Raw genomic sequence first — 21,020 nt, forward strand, 5'->3', positions numbered from 1 at the left:
GCCGAGTGGGCGCACCGGGTCTTCGTCAGCGAGATCGGCGCGCTGCTGCGGGTGCCGCAGCCGAGCGCGTCCCGGCTGATCGACGACAGTCAGACTCTCGTGCGCGAACTGCCCGGCACCCGGGCCGCGTTGGAGGCCGGGACGATCAGTTACCGGCATGCGCAGGTGATCCTCGACCAGGCGCGCACCCTGCCGTCCGAGGTGCGGGCCGCGTTCGAGGAGGCGGTGTTGCCGCACGCACTCCGGCTGCCGGTCGGTCAGCTGCGGCGGAAGGCGATCGCGTTGCGGGAACGCCTGCATCCCGATTCCATCCGCGCCCGGAAACGGGCGGTCGCCGCGGAGCGCCGGCTGGCGTTCGAGGCGGCGCCCGACGGGATGGCCTGGTTGAACCTGTTCGGGCCGGCCGCCGACGTGCTGGCCGCGTTCACCCGCGTCGACGAGATCGCCCGGCGCCGGCAGCACCCGACCGACCCGCGCACCCTCGCCCAGCTGCGCGCCGATGTCGCGGTCGAACTGCTGCACGACGGGGAACTGTTCGAGCCGGGCGAACTCGCCGCCGAATTGCAGGGCCTCCTCGAGGACGCCCGCGCCGACCGCGCCCGTGTCGGGAAAGGGACCGGCACCGGGGCCGGCGGGACCGTCGGCGGTGCGGGCGGCCGGAAGCCCGTCCGGGCCACGCGGCGCCGGAGGCCGGGCCGCGGCATCCGGCCGACCGTGATCGTGACCGTGCCGGTGTTCACCCTGCTCGGTCTCAGTGACGAACCGGCCACCCTCGACGGCTACGGCCCGATCGACGCCGACACCGCCCGGGAACTCTGCGCGAGAGCGCCATCGTTCCTCCGGTTGCTGGTGCACCCCGAGACCGGCGTGCCGCTCTCTCTTGGAACTGAGCACTACCGGGTGCCCGAAGATTTGAAAATCTGGTTGCACACCCGTGACGGCACCTGCCGGGGCGTGAACTGCGGCCAACCCGCCGCGACCAGCGAGATCGACCACACCATCGCCCGCGCTTTCGGCGGACCGACAGACGCCGTCAATCTCGCCCACCTCTGCACATCCTGCCACCGGCTCAAGCACGCCAGCACCTGGCATCCGGTTCAGCAAGGCGACGGCGTCATTGCCTGGACCTCACCCACCGGCCGCGTCTACACCACCCGGCCCGCGCTTGATCTGCCCGGCACCAGCCTGCCTCAAGCCGGGTTGCCCGAAGATCGCCCGTCCAGCGCCAGTGGAAGTGACCAGCCCGCAGAAGTAGATCGTGAGCCGGCGCCGCCGCCTTTTTGAATCCTCGCTCAGTGAATCGTGAGGAATTCAACCATTCACGCGTACCCCACGTCAGCGCACCCCGCGTCAGCGCACCACGAGTCCGCGCCGCAATCACGGTCTGCAGGGTCCGGCGCCGGCCGCGGCCGACAACTCGCCGACATTCTTGCTCCCTTCCGTTCGACCGAGGATGCGTAGAGTGTCAGCATGACTCAGCGACGCGCACTGTTCGGGTGGAAAGTCACCCGTCTCCTGTTTGCCAGCGGTGTGTTCGCGATCATGTTGGGAGCACTGCGGCTCGTGCTTGAGCAATCTCCGGTCTACTTCTGGCTGATCCTGGCCGGGATCGCCTTGATGACACTCGCGACGCGAGGCCAATGGGACAGCCGGTCGAGCGGTCGAAATCGGTCCGTTCTGGGATTCCGTGCACGCCCCGCTGATGACGACCGCCGCAGCGTTCCGCCGAAGAACTGATCCGGTCAATCAGCTCTCAGCGGCAGACGCCCGATTCCCTAAACTGTTCAGGTGGCTGAGACACTGAACACAGACGACATTCACGATGCCGAGTCGACGGGCGCCGAGTTGCACGCAGCCCAGAGCGAAGCGGTGCAGCTGACGACACGAATTCTCGAGCTGCGCGAGGCGTACTACGAGAAGAGTGCCGCCATCGCCTCTGATGAGGAATACGACACTCTCATGCACCGGCTCGAAGAACTCGAGCGACTCTTTCCCGAACTGCAGAGCCAGGACAGCCCGACTCAAACCGTCGGCGGCCGCGCCCAAGCCCTGTTCGACCCGGTCGAGCACGCCGAACGGATGCTGAGCCTGGACAACGTGTTCAGCATCGAAGAATTCGAATCCTGGGCGGCCAAGGTCGAGCGTGACGCCGGTCGTGCGGTGCACTATCTCTGCGAGCTCAAGATCGACGGCCTCGCGATCAACCTGCGCTACGAGAACGGCGTCCTGGTCACCGCAGCGACGCGGGGCGACGGCGTCGTCGGTGAAGACGTCACCGAGAACATCGCACTCGTGCCGGGGATTCCGAAGCGATTGAGCGGCAGCGGGCATCCGCCCCTCGTCGAAGTGCGCGGCGAAGTTTTCTTTCCCGTCGCATCATTTCGCGAGCTCAACGCCGAGCAGGCGGCGGCCGGTGAACGCGTGTTCGCCAATCCGCGCAATGCAGCAAGCGGGTCGCTGCGCCAGAAGGCCGAGAAGAAGAATCCAGATCAGCTGCGCATCATGCACGCTCGCCTCGGTCGACTGCGGATGCTCGTGCACGGCATCGGCGCGTGGGAGCGTCCACCGGTCAGCGCGCAGTCCGAGGTCTACGAATTGCTCGCCACCTGGGGTTTGCCGATCAGCACGCACTACCGTGTGACGGAGGCGGCCACTGAAGCCGCAGAGTTCATCGCCTACTTCGGCGAGCACCGGGGGAGCGTCGAGCATGAGATCGACGGAATCGTCATCAAAATCGACGAACTCGCCCTGCACGCCGAACTCGGAGCGACCAACCGTGCGCCCCGCTGGGCCATCGCCTTCAAGTACCCGCCGGAGCAGGTGAACACGAAGCTTCTCGACATCGTCGTTGGCGTCGGCCGCACCGGCCGGGCCACGCCCTACGCGGTGATGGAGCCGGTGCACGTGGCAGGCAGCGTCGTTCGGCAGGCCACCCTGCACAATCAGGATGTCGTCAAGGCCAAAGGTGTGCTGCTCGGCGACACGGTGGTACTGCGCAAGGCCGGCGACGTCATCCCCGAGATCCTCGGCCCGGTCGTCGAGCTGCGCGACGGCTCCGAGCGCGAGTTCGTGATGCCCGAGTTCTGCCCGGAATGCGGAACGGCGCTGCGTGCGATGAAAGAGGGTGACGTCGATCTGCGCTGCCCAAACGCAAAAAACTGCCCGGCCCAGGTGCGCGGGCGCGTCGAGCATGCCGGATCCCGGGGCGCACTCGATGTCGAGGCATTGGGCGAGGTCGCCGCTGCGGCGTTGACCCAGCCACTTGAGCCGGCCGAGCCTCCACTGCACACCGAGGCCGGTCTGTTCACCTTGCGCGTCGAAGACCTCTTCCCCGTCACGGTGGTTGTGCGGGATGCCGAGACCGGTTTGCCGAAGCTGGGCGAGAACGGTGAGCCGAAGACAGACACCCCGTTCCGCCGCAAACGCAAGAAGACCGGCAAGGATGCCGATCCGGCATTCGATCCGGATGCCGCCGAGTTCGCCGGAGACGAAGATTCCGTTCCGTCGAAGAACGCACTCGAGTTGCTCGCAAACCTCGAACTGGCCAAGACCAAGCCGCTCTGGCGCATCCTCGTCGCCCTGAGCATCCGCCACGTCGGGCCCGTCGCTGCCCGCGCCCTGGCCGGGCACTTCGGTTCGCTCGACGCGATTCGTGCTGCATCCCGGGAGGAACTGGCTGAAGTCGACGGGGTCGGCGGAATCATCGCCGATGCCGTGCTCGCCTGGTTCGACGTCGACTGGCACCAGGACATCGTTGCCGAATGGGCGAACGCCGGCGTTCAGTTCACCACGCCCGATCATCCGGGCCCCGGAGCTGCAGCGGCAGCCGGCGGTGTGCTTGCGGGTCTCACCGTGGTCGCCACCGGGTCGCTCGAGGGCTTCACCCGCGAGGGAGCCCAGGAAGCGATCATTGCGGCGGGCGGCAAGTCGGCATCGAGCGTGTCGAAGAACACTGACTTCGTCGCGGCCGGCCCCGGCGCAGGGTCCAAGTTGACCAAGGCTGAACAGCTCGGTATTCGCGTGCTCGATGCTGACGGCTTCAGGATTTTGCTGGCCAATGGACCGGCCGGATTGCCCTCGACAGACTAGTCCGTCTGTCCCCTTATATGCCCCCAGGAAGGGGGGCGATGGTGCCTGATTAGGGGTATATTCCCTCACTAGGCTGAGACCACTAGGTGTTGTGCCTGGGCTCGAGCCAATGGCGTGCTCGATGTGTACGAGGGGACGTACTCGAGTTTGCTGGTCAACTTGGCAGCTGTAGTTGCAGTCTCGCTGGCCTTCGGTGGAATGGTCGATGCGGACTCGGTCCCTCGCGTGCTCGAAATTAGGTCATCGCCGTCGGTAGCCACCCAAACTCTCGCCCTGCATTCTTCGGCTCGCGGTATGTCAGTCGGAGGTTCGCTGGCACTCCCCATCGTCTCTCCGATGCTTCCATCGCGTACCAATGTCGGCAGTGCCGCACTCGGGTCGACCACCGGCGCACGACTCCTGAATGACTTGACGCAACTCGGCGCCAACGGGATCTCCGCCTTCTTGACTGCCTACCCGTCGAAGGTTGACGCACTTCTCGCCTCCCCGCCGGCCGCGGCCGCCGTCAGCGGGTGGTGGCGAGACCTCGGAACCAGCGACCAGAAGGCGTGGATGTCTGCAGCGCCGCGGGTTGTCGGAAACCTGGAAGGCATCCCGGTTCGTGATCGCAGCGCCGCCAACCTGCGGTATCTCACGGAGACCGACGCCGACATTCGCGAACAACTGACCAGCGACTTGCCGCCAGGCGAGCAGACCGGTTTGACCCGGGAACTGTCAGTACTCGGCCAGGTGAAGCTGGCTGTCGAAGACGGGGCCGGGCACGCGTCCCGCTATCTGATGCAGCTCGATCCGACCGACGGAGGCCGGGCAGCGGTCGTCATCGGCAACCCCGACACAGCGGACTTCGTCACCTACTTGGTGCCGGGGATGAACTATGGCGTGCAGGAGCAGTTGGTTAACTGGTCGGACACGGCCGAAGCGCTCTACGCCGAGCAGAAACGGGTGCTGCACGAACGTGCCGATCCGACGACGCCGGCCCAGAGTGTCGCCACCATCGCCTGGATCGGCTACGAGACTCCTGATCTCTTCACCGTCGGCGGTTTGGACCGCGCTGAGATCGGGGCCGACCAGCTGGAACATGCGATCAACGGTCTGCGCGACGTGCGCGGAGACAACCAGCCGTTCCTCAGCATCATCGGACATTCCTACGGTTCCGTCGTCTCGCTCGTCGCCCTGGCGCGCGGCTCACTCAGCGTCGATACCTTCACGATTGTGGGCTCGCCCGGCAGTGCGTCGCAATCGGCCGCCGACCTGAATGTGGCGGGGGGCGAAGTGTTCGTGGGGGAGGCCGACTGGGATCCGGCGGTCAACAGCGGGTTCTTCGGCAGCGACCCCGGCGCTTCGTCCTACGGCGCCCACCGCCTGGGCGTGACGGGAAACCGAGATGCCGTGACCGGTAAATGGTTGAATGCCTCGTTCGGTCACAACGACTACTTCACGCCCGGAAGCGAGTCTCTGCACAACATGGCGCTCATTGGCACCGGCAATGCGAAACAGGTCACCGGCAGCTCCGAATAGAATTGACGGATTCACTCGACGAACCCGTACGGAGACACATGTCTGAAATCACGGCCGAGCAGGTGGCCCATCTGGCCAACCTCGCCCGGATCGACCTCAGTCCAGAAGAGATCGCGAATCTCACCGCTGACCTTGGCCAGATCGTCGACTCCGTCGCCAAGGTGACCGCCGTCGCCACGCCCGACGTTCCTGCGACCAGCCACCCGATGCCGCTGACCAACGTCTTCCGCGAAGACGTCGTCGTTCCGTCGTTGACCGTCGAGCAGGCGCTCTCCGGTGCTCCGGCGCGCGACGGCGACAAGTTCCGCGTGCCCGCAATCCTGGACGAGGAGTAACCATGACCGACCTGATCACCCTCTCCGCCGCAAACCTCAGCGATCTGCTCGCCGACCGTTCTGTCAGCGCCGTCGAGGTCACTCGCGCGCACCTCGACCAGATCGCCGCAGTCGACACCGATCTTCACGCCTTCCTGCATGTGTCCGCGGATGCCGCCCTCGCCTCGGCAGCGGATGTTGACGCCCGTCGCGCCGCCGGAGTCGCCCTCGGACACCTCGCCGGCGTTCCGATCGCCATCAAAGACGTGCTCGCGACGCGCGACATGCCGACGACCTCCGGATCGAAGATCCTCGAGGGCTGGATTCCGCCCTACGACGCGACTGTGGTCGCGCGTCTGCGGAAGGCCGACCTGATTCCGCTCGGCAAGACGAACATGGACGAGTTCGCGATGGGCTCGTCGACGGAGCACTCGGCATACGGTGTGACCCGCAACCCGTGGGGTCGCGACCGCATTCCCGGTGGTTCCGGCGGTGGCTCGGCCGCCGCAGTTGCCGCCTTCGAGGCGCCGCTCGCCCTCGGAAGCGACACCGGCGGATCGATTCGTCAGCCCGCAGCCGTCACCGGCTCCGTCGGCGTCAAGCCGACCTACGGCGGCGTCTCCCGCTATGGCGCGATCGCCCTGGCCTCCTCGCTCGACCAGGTCGGCCCGGTCTCCCGCACGGTGCTCGACTCTGCACTGCTTCACGATGTGATCGGTGGGCACGACCCTCTCGACTCCACCTCACTCACCGACTCCTGGCCGTCGATGACCGCTGCGGCTCGCGCCGGCCTCGTCGACGGCGCCCTCAAGGGCGTCAAGATCGGCGTGGTGAAAGAGTTGAACGGTGAGGGTTTCCAGGCCGGTGTGAAGCAGCGCTTCACCGAAACCCTGGCGTTGCTCGCCGCCGCCGGCGCCGAGATCATCGAGGTCAGCGCACCGAACTTCGAATACGCCGTCGCAGCGTACTACCTGATCCTCCCGGCCGAGGCTTCGAGCAACCTGGCCCGTTTCGACTCCGTGCGTTTCGGCATCCGTGTCGACCCGGGTGAGGGACCGATGACGAGCGAGCGCGTGATGGCTGCTACCCGTGAGGCCGGCTTCGGCCCCGAGGTCAAGCGCCGCATCATCCTCGGCACCTACGCCCTGTCGGCCGGCTACTACGACGCCTACTACGGCAGTGCGCAGAAGGTGCGCACGCTGATTCAGCGTGACTTCGCTGCCGCGTTCAGCCAGGTGGACGTACTCGTCTCCCCGAGCGCCCCGACCACCGCGTTCAAATTCGGTGAGAAGCGCGAAGACCCGATGGCCATGTACCTCAACGACGTGACCACCATCCCGGCCAACCTCGCCGGCATCCCCGGCATGAGCCTCCCGATCGGGCTCGCGCCCGAAGACGGTCTGCCCGTCGGCCTGCAGATCATGGCTCCGGCCCGCGAAGACGCCCGTCTCTACACGATTGGTGCGGCAATCGAACGGCTGCAGGAGTCGACCTGGGGCCACACCCTGCTCAGCCAGGCACCGGCATTGTCCGGTACCACCCTGACCCACCCGGCATTTGCAACTGAAGGGGGAGCCCTCTGATGCGGAAGGCTGAACTGATGGACTTCGACAAGGCACTCGAGCTGTACGAGCCGGTGCTCGGCTTCGAGGTGCACGTCGAACTCAACACCAAGACCAAGATGTTCTGCGGCTGCGCCAACGAATTCGGTCAGGGTGCCAACACGAACACCTGCCCGACCTGCCTGGGCCTGCCCGGCGGTTTGCCGCAGGTGAACCAGAAGGCGATCGAGTCGAGCATTCGGTTGGGCCTCGCCCTGGGCTGCGAGATCGCGGAGACCTCGCGGTTCGCCCGCAAAAACTACTTCTACCCCGACACGGCGAAGAACTTCCAGACGTCACAGTACGACGAACCGATCGCCTTCGACGGTTCACTCACGATCGAGCTCGAAAGCGGTCGTCAGATCACGGTCGAGATCGAGCGCGCCCACATGGAAGACGACGCCGGAAAACTCACCCACAAGGGCGGCTCAACCGGTCGCATCCAGGGCGCCGACTACTCGCTCGTCGACTACAACCGTGGCGGCGTGCCCCTCGTCGAGATCGTCACCCGCATGATCGAGGGCGGCGAAGCGGACTCGCCCGAGATCGCCAAGACGTACGTCGCAGCCGTGCGCGAGATCGTCAAGGCGCTCGGCGTCTCGAACGCTCGTATGGAAGAGGGCAACGTGCGTTGTGACGCCAACGTTTCCCTGCGTCCGCGCGGCTCTGACAAGCTCGGCACGCGCACCGAGACGAAGAACGTCAACTCGCTGCGTTCGGTCGAGCGCGCGGTGCGCTACGAGATCCAGCGCCAGGCCGCTGTGCTCTTCGCCGGTGGAACCATCACGCAGGAGACGCGCCACTGGCACGAGGACACCGGCATCACGAGCGCGGGTCGTCCCAAGTCTGATGCCGATGACTACCGCTACTTCCCTGAGCCCGACCTGCTCCCGATGGCGCCGTCCCGTGAATGGGTCGAAGAGCTGCGCGCCACCCTGCCCGAGCCGCCGGCTGCTCGCCGCAAGCGTCTGCAGGCGGACTGGGGATTTGCGAACCTGGAGTTCCAGGATGTCGTGAACTCGGAGCTGCTCGACGCCGTCGAGGCCACCGTCGCAGCCGGCGCCGGAGCACAGTCGGCCCGCAAGTGGTGGACGGGTGAAATCGCTCGCCTGGCCAACGCCGCCGGTGTCGCCTCCGACACGCTTGTCGATCCCTCGCAGGTTGCCGCGCTGATCGCACTCGTCGACGCAGGTACGTTGACCGATCGTCTGGCCCGCCAGGTGCTGGAAGGCGTCATCGCCGGTGAGGGAACCCCGGCCGAGGTCGTGGCCTCCCGTGGACTGGCCGTTGTCAGTGATGATGGCCCGCTGATCGCCGCCATCGACGAGGCTCTCGCCTCGCAGCCTGATGTGATGGAGAAGATCCGCGATGGCAAGGTGCAGGCCGCCGGTGCCGTGATCGGCGCCGTGATGAAGGCGATGCGCGGCCAGGCCGACGCCGCCCGCGTGCGCGAGCTCGTTCTTGAGCGGGCCGGGAGCGCCGAGTAGCAATGTGGAGACGAAACGGCTCGACTGATTCGAGCGCGGCAACGCCCGCCGGCACCGGTTTCGGTGTCGGCGTGCAGGTTGTGGTGCACCTCGACCGCACCCGCTTTCCCGACTCGGAGATCAGCGACCCGATTGGCGTGATTGTGGCGCCCGGCGAAATGACCGGAACGGCCTTCTTCGCTGTGGTGAGCACGCGGGAGCCGATCTGGGAGGTTCAGTTCCACGAGCCGTTCTTCGCCCTGGACGGATCCGGGCCGCACGAATCGGTCAAGGTGCCGGAAAGCTTGCTGTCGATCGCGCCCGAGGCGTGACTGACGTGATGGCCGACCGCATTCCGAGTTCTGCTGAGATTCGCCGGTGGCGTCGCTATCTGGCCGATGAGCAGGCCGAGGCGGCGGTCTATCGCGACCTCGCCGGTCGGCGCACCGGCGAGGAGCGCGACATCCTGTTGGCTCTTGCCGAGGCAGAGGGCCGTCACGAGCAACACTGGCGAACCCTGCTCGGCGACAACGTCGGTGCGCCACGCAAGGGTGCCGTGCGCACCCGGTTTCTCGGCTTTCTGGCCCGTCGGTTCGGGTCGGTCTTCGTCTTGGCTCTCGCGCAGCGCGCCGAGTCACGGTCGCCCTATGAAGCGGATGTCGACGCGACGGACGCCATGGCCGCCGATGAACGCATCCACGAAGAGGTCGTCAGAGGCTTGGCCGCCCGTGGGCGCAAACGTCTCTCCGGTACGTTCCGTGCTGCGGTATTCGGCGTCAACGACGGACTGGTCAGCAACCTGGCCCTCGTGCTCGGCATCGGCGCGACCGGGGTTCCCGCCTCGACCGTGCTGTTCACGGGAATCGCCGGCCTGCTGGCCGGCGCACTCTCGATGGGTGCGGGGGAGTACGTCTCCGTGCGGTCTCAGCGCGAGCTGCTCGAGGCATCGTCACCGAACCCGGACACGCAGAGTGCTCTTCCGCATCTCGACTTGGCCGCGAATGAGTTGACCCTGGTCTACCGCGCGCGGGGCATGTCTCCTGAGGAGGCGGCTCAGCATGCGGAGGACGTGTTGCGAAGCGTTGCGATGGCGACCGGTTCAATCGGTGTGACGGCTGGCGGGGCGCCGGCCACGGACGTCGTCGACGAACACGAAGCGATCGGAACCGGGATGAGCGCCGCTCTGTCCAGTTTCTGCTTCTTCGCCTCCGGTGCATTGCTCCCGGTTCTGCCGTACCTGTTCGGAATGCAGGGAATCGCAGCGATCATCGTGGCTGCAACTCTCGTCGGTATCGCCCTGCTCGGTACCGGTGCCGTCGTGGGACTGCTTTCGGGAGCACCGCCGTTCAAGCGTGCGCTGCGCCAGCTGGCCATCGGTTTCGGTGCGGCCGGTGTGACCTACTTTCTCGGTCTGCTGTTCGGCACTGAGCTCGGCTAGTCACCCGGCCTGCTCGGACCACACCCGGTCGTCACGCCCGGTGAGGGCCAGTAGACGGGACTGGAGCGGTGCGTCGTCGGGCAGCGGAACCGGCGGCGCATACAAGCCACTGGCCAGCAGCGTGTCCTTCTGCGGTTCGAACACCGTCCACACCGCGGCGACGAGCTGCTCGTCAAGGGTTTCGTCGGCCGCGGTGGCGCGGGCCAGATCCCAGCTGTGGATGGTGACTTCTGACACCTGCTCACGCAGGTAGTCCTCGGCCGTCACCGTGTCATACGCGAGCTGAACCGAGGCATCCGGCGGCGTCGACTGCCACGCTTGGGTCGCAAGGGCGGAGTGTTTGTGCCATTCGGCGGCAAGATCTGCTCCGAGCGGAGCGAGTTCCCGACGTGCCTCACGCTGGTTCAGCCCGCGCAGCAGAGGAGGAATCCACTGTTGCTCGATGATGACGTGCCGCACCAGGTCGCGAACGCTCCACTCCGTGTCGGGAGTCGGCGCGCTCCAATCGGTGATCGCAGCAACGCGATCGGAGAACTCTCGATGTGCTTGCGTTTGTAGTGTCAACCAGTCACTCGACATGGGTGTTTCCTCCGCGCTCTTCTGCCACTCTCGATTAATGTTGCCTGCTCCAACGGTCATCGCGCGCTGGGCATTCCCCCTTTCGCGACTCTCCAGGAGTTCGGGTTAGGGTCGCAGTATGAGCAAACAAGATGGGCGAGGCAGACAGGTCTCTGCGCACTCCGTCGATGACAGCTCCGCCACGATGTTGCACATCGACCTGGATGCCTTCTTCGCGTCGGTCGAACTGCTCGATCATCCTGAATTGGTCAACAAACCCGTCGTCGTCGGACACCGCTCCGGACGCTCCGTGGTGACCGCCGCCAACTACGTTGCCCGCCGATACGGTGTGAACTCGGCCATGCCGATGTCGGTTGCCCTGCGCCGCTGTCCCGACGCCGTCGTTCTCGAACCGCATTTCGAGCGCTACAAAGCGCTCTCGCAGCAGGTGATGCAGATCTTCGGCGATGTGACCCCGCTCGTGGAAGTCCTCGGCATCGACGAGGCGTTTCTCGACGTCGCCGGCGCCCGCCGGTTGCACGGCAGCCCGGCCGAGATCGGCGCGCTGATTCGACGGCGTGTGCAGGCCGAAACCGGGTTGACCTGTTCGGTGGGAGCGGCATCCACCAAGTTCATTGCCAAACTCGCCTCCGGCCGGGCCAAGCCCGACGGCCTGCTGGTGATCCCCGCCCAAGAGACCCTTGATTTCTTGCATCCGCTGCCGGTGTCAGCGATGTGGGGCGTCGGCGCCAGCACCGAAGAGAGCCTGACCCGGCTCGGGTTGCGCACCATTGGTGACATCGCCAACACCCCGCTGTCGGTCTTGCAATCCTCGCTGGGGGTCGCGTCCGGACAGAAGCTGTTCGAATTGTCCTGGGCGCGCGACCCCCGCCAGATCTCGCTCGAACGCGAAGAGAAGAGCATCGGCCACGAGGTCACGTTCGAACACGACGTGACGGATGTCGACCGGTTGCGTAGCGAGATTCTGCGCCTGTCCGACGAGGTGGCGGCCCGGCTCCGCCGCGCGGGCTTGGTAGGTCGCACGGTCGTGTTGAAGCTTCGGTACACCGACTTCAGCACGGTGTCCCGGTCCCGCACGCTGGCGGAATCAACGAATGTCGGGCGGCGGATCTATGAGGAGGCGGTGGCGAGCTTCGACACCCTTGCGCGTTCCGGCATCCGTGTTCGCCTGATCGGGGTGCGCATCGAACAACTCAGCGACGGAGACGGCACCGGCATGGGCCTGTGGGACCCCGACGAAGACTGGAGAGAGGCGGAGTTGGCCGTCGACTCGTTGACCGCTCGGTTCGGCCGGGGCACTGTGCGACCTGCCTCACAGGTGAAATCTTCACGCCAGCTTGGGCCGAGGGAGTAGCCTGAACCGCATGACTAACCTCGTTGTGAAGCTTGCAGAGAACATCGGCACCATGGGTGTGAAGTCCGCCTACGGCGAGCCGGTCACCATCGACGGTGTCACGATTCTTCCGGTGGCCTTGGTGCAGTTCGGTTTCGGCGGCGGTATCGAGGGTGATGGCGACCCCGATGCTGAGGCCGGTTCGGCCAGTAGCAGCGGCGGAGGCGGCGGAGGCCTGTCGGTGCCCGTCGGCGCCTATGTCACCGAGAACGGTCGCGCGCGTTTCGAACCCAACCTGATCGCCCTGTTGGCCGTCGGCATCCCGTTTCTCTGGGTCGCCGGACACACGGTTTCCCGGGTGATCCGCGCCTTCAAGCGCTAGGAGTTCTTTCCCGGTCGACGCAGGCGAAGCAGCCGACGATTCTGCCACCGTTGACGCACCCAAAGCGGAATGTGCCACGCTCCGTGAACCGGGAGCCCCTGGTGCTGGCGACGCCGGCGACGAATGAACGACCGCATCAGCACCAGCATCAGCACGGCCAAAACCGGTAGTACGAGCAAGCTCATACGGCGCGCTCCATCGGAGCGGTGTCGTTGCGTGCGCCCATTCCGACTGACCTCATCTCAGCAATTCTAGGCGGCGGTATAGTGGGGAGTGAACACGGGAGTCCGGTGAGCCGGGCTGAGAGGAAGCTTCTCAAGCTTCGACCGTCGAACCTGATCTGGATCATGCCAGCGCAGGAAGGCTTCTCTAACCCGTGCCCTGTATTAATCTACGGAAAGGGCACGTACAGTGCACGCATCAACAACTCTTCACACCCCGTCGACGAATCGTAGGCCGCGCTCGTTGCGCTGGCGTGTCGTTGACATCGTCGTCGCCAGCGTCATCGGTGTGGCCAGCGGCCTCATCTTCGTCGTCTGGAATCAGGCATCCAACCCGCTCAGCGCAGTGCTCAGCCCGGCGCTACCCGGCCTGCAAGCCCTCCTCGGAGGCGGCTGGCTCTTCGCCGCAGTGCTCGGTGGACTCATCATCCGCAAGCCCGGCGCCGCGCTCTTCACCGAGCTGCTCGCCGCCGTCGTCTCCACCTTGGTCGGTGGAAACGAATGGGGTGTCCTGACGCTGGTCTCCGGCGTCGTGCAGGGCCTCGGCGCTGAACTCGTCTTCGCGTTGTTCCTCTACGCCAACTACCGCTTGTATGTCGCGATTCTGGCCGGTGCCGGTGCGGGCCTCGCCCTCGCCATCAACGACCTGCTGCTCTGGTACCCCGGGGCGAGCAGCGAGTTCAGTGTCGTCTACGTGATTTCTGCTGTTCTCTCCGGCGCGATCTTTGCCGGGCTGCTCTCCTGGCTGGCCATGCGCGGATTGGCCCGAACCGGGGCGCTCAACCGGTTTGCCGCCGGGCGCCAGATTACGCGCGAGGTTTAGCGCGCAGCTCATGACATCACCATCGTCCCAATCCTCGGTCGCGGGCGCGTCAGTCGACGCCCGCGGCTGGGGTTGGCGTCACGCCGGACGCCGCGCCTTCGCCGTCTCGGGACTCGACCTGCGGATCGAGCCGGGCGAACGCGTCTTGCTGCTCGGCCCATCGGGTGCCGGAAAGTCAACGCTTCTGCACGCCCTCGCCGGTGTGCTCGGCGGCGACGAGGAAGGCGAGCAGACGGGCGAGCTGCGTATCAATGGCAGCCAGCCCGACGCCGCGCGAGGTCAGGTCGGGCTGGTGCTTCAAGATCCTGACTCCCAGGTCATTTTGGCCCGGGTCGGCGACGACGTCGCGTTCGGCTGCGAGAACCTCGGCGTGCCCCGTGACGAGATTTGGCGCCGGGTAGCCGACGCCCTGCAGATGGTCGGCCTCGATCTTCCGCTGAATCACCCCACATCGCGTCTCTCCGGTGGGCAGAAGCAACGCCTGGCCCTGGCCGGTGTGCTGGCCATGCGGCCGAGCCTGGTGCTTCTGGACGAGCCGACGGCGAACCTCGATCCCGACGGTGTGCGCGAGGTGCGCGATTCCGTTGCCCGGGTGCTCGAGTCGACGGCGGCCACATTCGTCGTCATCGAACATCGAGTCGACGTCTGGCGGCATCTGGTCAACCGCGTGGTCGTGCTGGATGCCGGCGGGGGAGTCGCTGCCGACGGCCACCCCGATGAGGTGCTCGCGACACAGGCCGAACGACTGGCTGCGGCCGGCGTGTGGGTTCCCGGTGTGAAGCATGCCCTGCCGGTGCGGCAACGGATGCCGAGCGGTAGCACGATCGCGCCGCTGCTGACGGCTCAGAATCTCGCGGTCTCCCGCGTGAAGGGTGTCGAGGTGGCCGGCGCCATCGACCTCCAGGTGCAGCCAGGTGCGGCGCTGGCATTGACCGGGCCGAACGGTGCCGGCAAATCAACGCTCGCGTTGACCCTGGCCGGGCTGCTGAAGCCGAGCGGCGGTTCCGTCGTGGCGAGTCCGGATCTCGCCCACGGGGCATCAGCATCGCCGATCGAATGGAAGTCACGTCAACTGTTGACCCGGATCGGAACGGTGTTCCAAGACCCGGAACACCAGTTCGTGGCGGGGACTGTGCGCGCCGAACTCTCGGTCGGACCGAAGGCGCTCGGCATTGCCGACGCCGAGATCGCGATACGGGTCGACCGTCTGCTCGGTCGACTGCGACTCGATCATTTGGCCGAAGCGAACCCGTTCACGCTGTCCGGAGGCGAGAAGCGTCGCCTCTCGGTGGCGACGGTTCTCGCCAGCGCGCCCCGCGTTCTCGTCCTCGACGAGCCGACATTCGGGCAGGACTTTCGTACCTGGCAGGAGATCGTCGTTTTACTCACCGAGTTGCTGGATGAGGGCACAGCGCTGATCGCCGTGTCGCACGACCCCGAATTCGTCGCTGCGATTGCCGACGAACAGTTTCGGCTAGGCGCCCCGGTACCGGCGGAGGCCGACCGATGACCGCCATCGCGCCAGCGGTCGAGTCACCGACGCTCCGGGCAATCGACCGAGTGAACCCGGTGGCCAAGCTCGCCGCCGCCTTGGTGCTCGCCGCAGTTCTCGTGCTCACCATCGACTGGGTGTCGGCGGCTGTCGCCCTCGTGTGCGAGCTTGTGCTCTTTCTCTGGGTGGGTCTCTCGGCCCGAACGTTCTTTTCCCGCACCGCGCTCGTCTGGATCGCTGCTCCCGCCACCGGACTCACGACGCTGCTTTACGGCAAGGCCGCGGGAGCCGAGTACTGGTCGTTCGGGTTGATTCACATCACTGACGGCTCCATCGGTCTGGCGATCGCGACGACATTGCGGGTGCTGGCCATCGGTCTTCCCGCCGTGGTCTTGTTCATCACCGTCGACCCGACTGACCTCGCCGACGGCCTCGCGCAGGTCGTCAAACTTCCCGCCCGGTTCGTGCTGGGCGGTTTGGCCGGATTGCGTCTGGTCGGTCTCTTCATCGACGATTGGCGCGCTCTGGAGCTGGCGCGCCGAGCGCGAGGAATAGCCGACGGGCATCTACTGCGCCGTCTCGCCGGTCAGGCGTTTGCCTTGCTGGTGCTGTCAATTCGCCGGGGCAGCAAACTCGCCACCGCCATGGAGGCACGCGGCTTCGGAGCACCGAGCGTGCGCACCTGGGCCCGGCCCTCGCCATTCGGCTGGCGAGAATGGGCTCTGATCGCACTCGGTCTCGGCATCGCGATGCTGGCAGCCGGGGTGTCGATTGCAACGGGAAGTTGGAACTTTGTCCTCGCCTGATTCACTGTTGCAGTCAGGGTCCGATGCGACAGGGTCCGATGCGCGGCTGGCGGAAACCACCTTCGCGGCCGAAGTGCTCGCCTCCGTGGCGACCGCCCCGCCGACGGCGGTGGTGCTCATCGACGGCCCGAGCGGCGCCGGAAAATCCACCCTCGCCGATCAGGTCCTCGCGGGGTGGCCCGGAGAACGCCGACCGACACTCGTGCGTCTCGACGACATCTACCCCGGCTGGGGTGGGCTGGATGCCGGCATTGAACACCTGGAGCGGCATGTGCTCGCGCCGCGGCGCGCGGGGCGCCCCGCCGCATGGCAACGCTTTGACTGGACCGTCGAGGCGCCGTTGGAATGGCACACCGTCGACCCTCACCGGCCGCTCATCGTTGAGGGGTGTGGAGCGTTGGCCAGAGCCCACACCGCGCTGTCCGACATCAGAGTGTGGCTCGACGCCGAAGACCAGAGCCGCAAACGTCGTGCCATCGCGCGCGATGGCGAGCGATTTCTTGCCCATTGGGATGAATGGCAGCAGGAATGGGAAACCTACTACGCACGAGAAGACCCCGCCCGCCAGGCGACGATTCGGTTCTTCGCACCCGGCTGAGCAAAGAGAATTCGGCGTGACAGGCCCGTCTGACCCCGCACAGGACTAAGTTGGTGCCATGACAGCACCAGATTCAGACAGCGTGGTCTACATCGCCGAGTTCCTCGACGGCCCCCTGGAGGGGCAGACCGATTCGCGCGTTCTCGTGCGCGGGGCCGCCGAGCCGCGCATCAGCATGGTGGCAGCGGTTGACGGGATGGAATCGCTCTTCTGGTACGACAAGGGCGACCAGAGGGATGTCCAGGGCCGACTGCACGTGCGCTACAGCTTCGATCCCGGCGACAGCGACCCGGTCGAATCGAATCACGAGCAGGACTAGGGCGTCGGTTCGGTAGCTCGGCGCACTGTGATTGAACTCACTGTGATTGACGTCACCGCGACTGAATGAACGCGGTGATCACCGGAATCGGGTTGAGCAGACGCCAACCGGGTCCGGGATCACGAAGGGTGCCGTCAAGAACCAGCGGCGCAGAGACGTCAGGACTACCGGCGCTCTGCGCCAGTTCGACGGTGCCGACCCGTTGGCCGGCGCGTGCCGTTGTCACGCGGTCGACTGTCGCCACTGCTTCGCCGCTCGCCGACTGCTGCCAGCCGAGTCGCGTCTTCGTTGTTCCGACCACGCCTGAAGCGGTCTCACCCCATGGCGCGTCGAATCGGGCGTAGACGTCGCCGGCACTCACCACCGGCTGCAGGGCGATTCCGGTTCGAGCGCTCGTCATCAGGGCGGTGAGGTCGGCCGTGAGCGTGTCGTAGTCAGGCTCGCCGAGGAACGCTCCCGACAGGGTGAACTCGGTGTCGTCGCTGCCGACCGTTGCCGTGAAAAGCAGACAGACGCCGGCCGCATCCGTGTAGCTACGTGACAGGGTGTGCACGCCGTCGACCAGCACGGTTGCGGTCGTGTTGTCGATGCCACTTCGGTCGGCGAGAGTCGATTCAGGATTCTGGAGAATCTCGGCGATTGTCGGGTCGGCGGCTGCGAGGCCGGCAAGTCGGGCGAGATCGGCGGCCGTGCCGGCGCTGGCTTCGTCGAGTCCGGTGGCGTCGACGACGACGGTGTCATCGAGTCCGTGGGCAGTGAGCCAGTCGGATGCGGCGGCGTGATACTTCTCGAGGGAACCGAAAGCCCAGCGTGCGAGCGTATCGGCGTGATTGTTGCTGGAGGCCAACAGCACAGCCTGCAGAATCTCCCGCTCGGTCCAGACTTCGCCGGGATAGACCGAGACGGTGCGCGCGCCGGCGGCGGCATAGTCAAGATAGCCCTGGAAGTCAGCATCGGTCGCCGCGAACGAGTCGCCGGGTTCTCCCGGTGCGAGCGGATGCGCGTCGAGCGTGACGAGTGCGGTGATCAATTTCGCGGCCGAGGCCATGGGGAGCGACGTCGCGGAGCCTGCGGTTGCAATCGGTCCACCGGACGCCGCCGGCGACACTGCCACGATCGCGCTGGCGCCTGCGGCGGGAAGTGCCGGGGGAGAGACGTCAGCCGGCGCCTGGGGAGGCGTGACGCGTGTGACAGACGCTGCCGGGAGCGGGCCGAGAAGTGTTGCCGGGCCATAGACGCCGGCGCCCAGAATGACCACGGTTCCGCCCAGAACTCCGAGGAAGCGTCCCACGCGAAAAGTGCCCATGACTCACGCTAACCGAGGAGAGGTCAACTCCAGCCGAGGTCGTGCAGCCTGTCGTCGTCGATCCCGTAGAAGTGAGCAATTTCGTGCACGAGAGTGATATGAATCTGGTCCCGCAGCTCGTCCAACGACTCGCAGAAGGCCAGAAGCGACTCGCGATAGAGAATGATTCGATCGGGCATCTCACCGAAGCCGTATTGGCCACGTTCGGTGAGCGCAACGCCGTCGTACAGGCCGAGCACGTCGAGTGTTCCGTCTTCCGGGCGATCCTCGACCACGAAAACCACGTTGTCGAGACCGTCGACCATGTCGTCGGGAAGAAGATCGAGTTCGTCGACGACGAGACGTTCGAATTCGTCAGGCTCAAGCTGCAGCATCCGTTTAGCTTCTCACGAACGGTGCGACGCGCGAACCTGATTGCACCGTGCTTGCGAAAACCAAAAATCGCTCCTGATTCTCATCAGAAGCGATTTCTTTTGGGCAGTTTTGCGACCTGCCCACCTTGGGGTGAGTAACGGGGATTGAACCCGCGACCTGTCTGWAGGGACTGCACCACGATCGGGTGCTACATGGGGTGAGTAACGGGGATTGAACCCGCGACCTGTCTGTAGGGACTGCACCACGATCGGGTGCTACATGGGGTGAGTAACGGGGATTGAACCCGCGACCTCCTGGACCACAACCAGGCGCTCTGCCAACTGAGCTATACCCACCATGTGTTGTTCTCCACCTCTCGGCGAAGGCAACTCAAGAATACTATTACATCTTTGGAGTGAAGTTGTTCACTACCTCCGCTGAAATGGCCTTCGCCTCGTCAGTAGAGGGTCCGGGATCGCCCACGAACAGGGCTTTTCTGTAATATGCCAATTCTCGAATTGATTCAAGAATGTCTGCGAGAGCGCGGTGACCACCGTCTTTTGCGGGAGCCTGGAAGTACACGCGGGGGTACCAGCGACGCGCAAGTTCTTTGATCGACGACACGTCAACGTTGCGATAGTGCAGGTGATTGTCGAGGCGCGGCATGTAACGCGTCAAGAACGAACGGTCGGTGCCGATCGAGTTGCCGGCCAGGGGAGCCTTTTGTTCGGCCGGGATGAACTTGAGGAGGTACTCGAGCACCTGGTACTCGGCCTCTGCGGTGGTGACACCGTTCGGAATCTCTTCGATCAGACCGGAGGTCGTGTGCATGTTGCGCACGAAATCGCCCATCTGCTCCAACGCTGAGGGGTCGGGCTTGATGACGATGTTGATTCCCGGGTCGACCAGATTGAGGTCGTAATCCGTGATCACGACGGCGATCTCGACGAGCTCGTCTGTTTCAAGATTGAGGCCGGTCATTTCGCAATCGATCCATACCAACCGGTCACTGCTATTTGTCATGTCCCCGAGTCTAACGGGGGGTGCAGACAGTGCCGGCGGGCTCGGTGTCACAGTGGGCCGCGCGCTTCGTAGACTTGAGGTAATGCGGGCAGTTGTTGCCCTCGTCATCGGCTAAGGAGCTGCGATGGACCTGATTCTCTTCTCGTCGTCATTCTGTGAGCCGTGCGCACAGACGCGTGCCGTGCTGGCCGAGGTGGAGCGGGTCGTCCCCCAGGCGACGGTCATCGAGTTCGACGTGGCCCGCGACAACGCCGAGGCCGAAGCGCACGGCATCCGTTCGACGCCAACAGTTCTCGTGCGTGACGCATCGGGTGCCGAAGTGTTTCGAGCGGTCGGGGCTCCGACTCTCGATCAGGTGCTTGTCGCGGCCGCAAAAGCGCTCTAGGAGACAGCAGCCAGTCCGCCGTGGATTCGCTGCAGACTGTGCTGGTAGCGCTCCTTGCGAATCTGCGCGTGCATCCACTGTTCGGCGACTCGCACCTCGTTGAGCGCGCGCACTGAGGCCATGAATTCGTTGAACTCGTGCAATGTTCCGAAGGTGATCGTGGCCACGATGTCGAAGCGCCCGACCGTGCGCGCCATGAACTCCAGGCCCGGCTCGCCTTCGACGAGAGCAACCAGTCGGTCATAAGAGCCGACGGTGCTGAAACCGAAGCCGAAGACAAGCTCTCCTTCGAGGCTGATGCGGCGGCGCACCAATCCGATTTGCATGGCGCCGGTCTCGGTCAGACGGTTCAGGCGAGTGCGGCATCCGCTGATCGAGAGGCCCACCTGCTCGCTGAGTTCGGCATAGCCCATACGCCCGTCCTGCTGCAGGAGCTCCATCAGGTGCAGGTCTGCTTCATCGAGCCCGAGGTCGACGGTCTGCGGCTCTTCGCCGAGAAAGAAGCTCTTCAGCATTCGTTCATAGATCATCACGTGCACTTCAATCACGCCGGGTAGCGAGCGGATGCTGTGCACATCGGAGTGCAATTCGGCCATGCTCGCGGTGTGCAGCTCGGCGATCAGTTGATAGTTGCCGGCGATTTCGGAGACGAAGACCGGCGAGTTCAGCTCACAGATGCGCTCGGCAAGCTCACCCATATCGCCCTCGGCACGAAGCGTGAGGTGCGCCAGCACCGTGAGCCCGAGGATGCGGGGGTGGATGGCCGCGACAACGCGCACGTCGCCGGAGCTGAGGAGCGGGTTGAGGCGTTTGGCGATGTTTGTGCGATTGGTGCCCAGCTGTCGAGCGATGTCGCTAAACGACGCCCGACCGTCACGCCTCAAATGAGCCAATGCCTGTTCGGTGAGTTCGTCCACGTGTGAACAGTACCGCACCTCCCACCGCTATACGCCAGGTTTACCTGCGAATTGTG

General features: G+C 65.3%; 23 protein-coding genes, 1 tRNA gene and 1 riboswitch. Of the genes, 17 read left to right on the forward strand and 7 right to left on the reverse strand.

Annotation, left to right across the window (positions count from 1 at the left end; genetic code table 11):
• From AB4Y63_RS03445 to AB4Y63_RS03485, 9 genes are all read left to right on the forward strand, one after another.
• Nucleotides 1-1,284: DUF222 domain-containing protein (locus AB4Y63_RS03445; RefSeq protein ID WP_441789647.1), on the forward strand; the 1,284-nt coding region annotated here is incomplete at its 5' end.
• A 186-nt stretch (nucleotides 1,285-1,470) separates the two neighbouring features.
• Nucleotides 1,471-1,737 carry a hypothetical protein gene (locus AB4Y63_RS03450; RefSeq protein ID WP_441789648.1) on the forward strand — a complete coding sequence of 89 codons (267 nt, stop codon included), beginning with the start codon at nucleotides 1,471-1,473 and terminating at the stop codon, nucleotides 1,735-1,737.
• 51 nt (nucleotides 1,738-1,788) lie between these two features.
• Nucleotides 1,789-4,089 carry an NAD-dependent DNA ligase LigA gene (gene ligA / locus AB4Y63_RS03455; RefSeq protein WP_441789649.1) on the forward strand — a complete coding sequence of 767 codons (2,301 nt, stop codon included), beginning with the start codon at nucleotides 1,789-1,791 and terminating at the stop codon, nucleotides 4,087-4,089.
• 336 nt (nucleotides 4,090-4,425) lie between these two features.
• Nucleotides 4,426-5,607 carry an alpha/beta hydrolase gene (locus tag AB4Y63_RS03460; protein ID WP_441789650.1) on the forward strand — a complete coding sequence of 394 codons (1,182 nt, stop codon included), beginning with the start codon at nucleotides 4,426-4,428 and terminating at the stop codon, nucleotides 5,605-5,607.
• A 38-nt stretch (nucleotides 5,608-5,645) separates the two neighbouring features.
• Nucleotides 5,646-5,942: an Asp-tRNA(Asn)/Glu-tRNA(Gln) amidotransferase subunit GatC gene (gene gatC / locus AB4Y63_RS03465; protein WP_441789651.1), complete on the forward strand. Its 297-nt coding sequence runs from the start codon at nucleotides 5,646-5,648 to the stop codon at nucleotides 5,940-5,942.
• A 2-nt stretch (nucleotides 5,943-5,944) separates the two neighbouring features.
• Nucleotides 5,945-7,504, forward strand: coding sequence for an Asp-tRNA(Asn)/Glu-tRNA(Gln) amidotransferase subunit GatA (gene gatA / locus AB4Y63_RS03470; protein WP_441789652.1), 1,560 nt, complete (start codon nucleotides 5,945-5,947; stop codon nucleotides 7,502-7,504).
• On the forward strand, nucleotides 7,504-9,009 hold the full coding sequence (gatB, locus tag AB4Y63_RS03475) for an Asp-tRNA(Asn)/Glu-tRNA(Gln) amidotransferase subunit GatB (RefSeq protein WP_441789653.1): 1,506 nt from the start codon (nucleotides 7,504-7,506) through the stop codon (nucleotides 9,007-9,009). Before gatA ends, gatB begins: the two co-directional genes overlap by 1 nt.
• A 2-nt stretch (nucleotides 9,010-9,011) precedes the next feature.
• Nucleotides 9,012-9,320, forward strand: coding sequence for a hypothetical protein (locus AB4Y63_RS03480; RefSeq protein WP_441789654.1), 309 nt, complete (start codon nucleotides 9,012-9,014; stop codon nucleotides 9,318-9,320).
• 8 nt (nucleotides 9,321-9,328) lie between these two features.
• Nucleotides 9,329-10,426 (forward strand): VIT1/CCC1 transporter family protein, encoded by a 1,098-nt coding sequence (locus AB4Y63_RS03485; protein WP_441789655.1) that lies wholly within the window; start codon nucleotides 9,329-9,331, stop codon nucleotides 10,424-10,426.
• Here the strand turns inward: AB4Y63_RS03485 and AB4Y63_RS03490 are convergent, their stop codons facing one another.
• Entirely contained in the window at nucleotides 10,427-11,005 is a 579-nt protein-coding gene (locus tag AB4Y63_RS03490) for a TIGR03086 family metal-binding protein (protein ID WP_441789656.1), read from the reverse strand.
• 118 nt (nucleotides 11,006-11,123) lie between these two features.
• On the opposite strand from AB4Y63_RS03490, the gene AB4Y63_RS03495 reads away from it, so the two are divergent.
• Entirely contained in the window at nucleotides 11,124-12,359 is a 1,236-nt protein-coding gene (locus AB4Y63_RS03495; RefSeq protein ID WP_441789657.1) for a DNA polymerase IV, read from the forward strand.
• A gap of 10 nt (nucleotides 12,360-12,369) precedes the next feature.
• Complete coding sequence (locus tag AB4Y63_RS03500) at nucleotides 12,370-12,720, forward strand: spore germination protein GerW family protein (protein ID WP_441789658.1); 351 nt, start codon at nucleotides 12,370-12,372, stop codon at nucleotides 12,718-12,720.
• On the opposite strand, the gene AB4Y63_RS03505 is transcribed toward AB4Y63_RS03500, so the two are convergent.
• Nucleotides 12,717-12,905 (reverse strand): hypothetical protein, encoded by a 189-nt coding sequence (locus AB4Y63_RS03505; protein ID WP_441789659.1) that lies wholly within the window; start codon nucleotides 12,903-12,905, stop codon nucleotides 12,717-12,719. The two genes, AB4Y63_RS03500 and AB4Y63_RS03505, sit on opposite strands and share 4 nt — an antisense overlap.
• A gap of 93 nt (nucleotides 12,906-12,998) precedes the next feature.
• Nucleotides 12,999-13,099, forward strand: a riboswitch (TPP riboswitch).
• A gap of 32 nt (nucleotides 13,100-13,131) precedes the next feature.
• Here AB4Y63_RS03505 and AB4Y63_RS03510 point away from each other — a divergent pair.
• The 5 genes from AB4Y63_RS03510 to AB4Y63_RS03530 are packed head-to-tail and all read left to right on the forward strand — an operon-like array spanning nucleotide 13,132 to nucleotide 16,979.
• A complete protein-coding gene (locus AB4Y63_RS03510) occupies nucleotides 13,132-13,764 on the forward strand; it encodes an ECF transporter S component (protein ID WP_441789660.1) in 633 nt (210 codons plus the stop codon).
• Between the two features lie 10 nt (nucleotides 13,765-13,774).
• Entirely contained in the window at nucleotides 13,775-15,274 is a 1,500-nt protein-coding gene (locus AB4Y63_RS03515) for an ABC transporter ATP-binding protein (RefSeq protein WP_441789661.1), read from the forward strand.
• Entirely contained in the window at nucleotides 15,271-16,062 is a 792-nt protein-coding gene (locus AB4Y63_RS03520; RefSeq protein WP_441789662.1) for an energy-coupling factor transporter transmembrane component T family protein, read from the forward strand. Before AB4Y63_RS03515 ends, AB4Y63_RS03520 begins: the two co-directional genes overlap by 4 nt.
• A gap of 7 nt (nucleotides 16,063-16,069) precedes the next feature.
• Complete coding sequence (locus AB4Y63_RS03525) at nucleotides 16,070-16,660, forward strand: ATP-binding protein (RefSeq protein WP_441789663.1); 591 nt, start codon at nucleotides 16,070-16,072, stop codon at nucleotides 16,658-16,660.
• A 58-nt stretch (nucleotides 16,661-16,718) separates the two neighbouring features.
• Nucleotides 16,719-16,979 (forward strand): hypothetical protein, encoded by a 261-nt coding sequence (locus tag AB4Y63_RS03530; RefSeq protein WP_441789664.1) that lies wholly within the window; start codon nucleotides 16,719-16,721, stop codon nucleotides 16,977-16,979.
• Between the two features lie 52 nt (nucleotides 16,980-17,031).
• Here AB4Y63_RS03530 and AB4Y63_RS03535 read toward each other — a convergent pair whose 3' ends face one another.
• The 4 genes from AB4Y63_RS03535 to orn form a co-directional block, all read right to left on the reverse strand.
• The gene (locus AB4Y63_RS03535) at nucleotides 17,032-18,285 is read right to left on the reverse strand and encodes a D-alanyl-D-alanine carboxypeptidase family protein (RefSeq protein WP_441789665.1); all 1,254 of its coding nucleotides are present in this window, start codon (nucleotides 18,283-18,285) and stop codon (nucleotides 17,032-17,034) included.
• A gap of 23 nt (nucleotides 18,286-18,308) precedes the next feature.
• Nucleotides 18,309-18,659, reverse strand: a complete 351-nt coding sequence (locus AB4Y63_RS03540) for a metallopeptidase family protein (RefSeq protein ID WP_441789666.1) — start codon at nucleotides 18,657-18,659, stop codon at nucleotides 18,309-18,311.
• 260 nt (nucleotides 18,660-18,919) lie between these two features.
• A tRNA-His gene (locus AB4Y63_RS03545) sits at nucleotides 18,920-18,995 on the reverse strand.
• Nucleotides 18,996-19,041: 46 nt separating this feature from the next.
• On the reverse strand, nucleotides 19,042-19,662 hold the full coding sequence (gene orn / locus AB4Y63_RS03550; RefSeq protein WP_441789667.1) for an oligoribonuclease: 621 nt from the start codon (nucleotides 19,660-19,662) through the stop codon (nucleotides 19,042-19,044).
• A gap of 124 nt (nucleotides 19,663-19,786) precedes the next feature.
• Between orn and AB4Y63_RS03555 the strand changes: the two genes are divergently transcribed.
• On the forward strand, nucleotides 19,787-20,047 hold the full coding sequence (locus AB4Y63_RS03555) for a thioredoxin family protein (protein WP_441789668.1): 261 nt from the start codon (nucleotides 19,787-19,789) through the stop codon (nucleotides 20,045-20,047).
• Here the strand turns inward: AB4Y63_RS03555 and AB4Y63_RS03560 are convergent.
• Nucleotides 20,044-20,964, reverse strand: coding sequence for an Lrp/AsnC family transcriptional regulator (locus AB4Y63_RS03560; RefSeq protein ID WP_441789669.1), 921 nt, complete (start codon nucleotides 20,962-20,964; stop codon nucleotides 20,044-20,046). The genes AB4Y63_RS03555 and AB4Y63_RS03560 overlap by 4 nt on opposite strands.
• Nucleotides 20,965-21,020: the final 56 nt, after the last annotated feature.

This window comes from Leifsonia sp. YAF41 (genome assembly GCF_052113185.1).
In the GTDB taxonomy this organism is placed as follows: Bacteria; Actinomycetota; Actinomycetes; order Actinomycetales; family Microbacteriaceae; genus Cryobacterium.

What these genes read in the sequence shown, in the direction of transcription:
- AB4Y63_RS03515 (WP_441789661.1), top strand. Translation starts at nt 13,775, where the DNA reads ATGACATCACCATCGTCCCAATCCTCGGTCGCGGGCGCGTCAGTCGAC.
- AB4Y63_RS03490 (WP_441789656.1), bottom strand. Translation starts at nt 11,005, where the DNA reads ATGTCGAGTGACTGGTTGACACTACAAACGCAAGCACATCGAGAGTTC.
- AB4Y63_RS03540 (WP_441789666.1), bottom strand. Translation starts at nt 18,659, where the DNA reads ATGCTGCAGCTTGAGCCTGACGAATTCGAACGTCTCGTCGTCGACGAA.
- AB4Y63_RS03485 (WP_441789655.1), top strand. Translation starts at nt 9,329, where the DNA reads ATGGCCGACCGCATTCCGAGTTCTGCTGAGATTCGCCGGTGGCGTCGC.
- AB4Y63_RS03535 (WP_441789665.1), bottom strand. Translation starts at nt 18,285, where the DNA reads ATGGGCACTTTTCGCGTGGGACGCTTCCTCGGAGTTCTGGGCGGAACC.
- gatA (WP_441789652.1), top strand. Translation starts at nt 5,945, where the DNA reads ATGACCGACCTGATCACCCTCTCCGCCGCAAACCTCAGCGATCTGCTC.
- AB4Y63_RS03555 (WP_441789668.1), top strand. Translation starts at nt 19,787, where the DNA reads ATGGACCTGATTCTCTTCTCGTCGTCATTCTGTGAGCCGTGCGCACAG.
- AB4Y63_RS03460 (WP_441789650.1), top strand. Translation starts at nt 4,426, where the DNA reads ATGCTTCCATCGCGTACCAATGTCGGCAGTGCCGCACTCGGGTCGACC.
- AB4Y63_RS03520 (WP_441789662.1), top strand. Translation starts at nt 15,271, where the DNA reads ATGACCGCCATCGCGCCAGCGGTCGAGTCACCGACGCTCCGGGCAATC.
- gatC (WP_441789651.1), top strand. Translation starts at nt 5,646, where the DNA reads ATGTCTGAAATCACGGCCGAGCAGGTGGCCCATCTGGCCAACCTCGCC.
- gatB (WP_441789653.1), top strand. Translation starts at nt 7,504, where the DNA reads ATGCGGAAGGCTGAACTGATGGACTTCGACAAGGCACTCGAGCTGTAC.
- AB4Y63_RS03495 (WP_441789657.1), top strand. Translation starts at nt 11,124, where the DNA reads ATGAGCAAACAAGATGGGCGAGGCAGACAGGTCTCTGCGCACTCCGTC.
- AB4Y63_RS03480 (WP_441789654.1), top strand. Translation starts at nt 9,012, where the DNA reads ATGTGGAGACGAAACGGCTCGACTGATTCGAGCGCGGCAACGCCCGCC.
- orn (WP_441789667.1), bottom strand. Translation starts at nt 19,662, where the DNA reads ATGACAAATAGCAGTGACCGGTTGGTATGGATCGATTGCGAAATGACC.
- AB4Y63_RS03450 (WP_441789648.1), top strand. Translation starts at nt 1,471, where the DNA reads ATGACTCAGCGACGCGCACTGTTCGGGTGGAAAGTCACCCGTCTCCTG.
- AB4Y63_RS03505 (WP_441789659.1), bottom strand. Translation starts at nt 12,905, where the DNA reads ATGAGCTTGCTCGTACTACCGGTTTTGGCCGTGCTGATGCTGGTGCTG.
- AB4Y63_RS03500 (WP_441789658.1), top strand. Translation starts at nt 12,370, where the DNA reads ATGACTAACCTCGTTGTGAAGCTTGCAGAGAACATCGGCACCATGGGT.
- AB4Y63_RS03530 (WP_441789664.1), top strand. Translation starts at nt 16,719, where the DNA reads ATGACAGCACCAGATTCAGACAGCGTGGTCTACATCGCCGAGTTCCTC.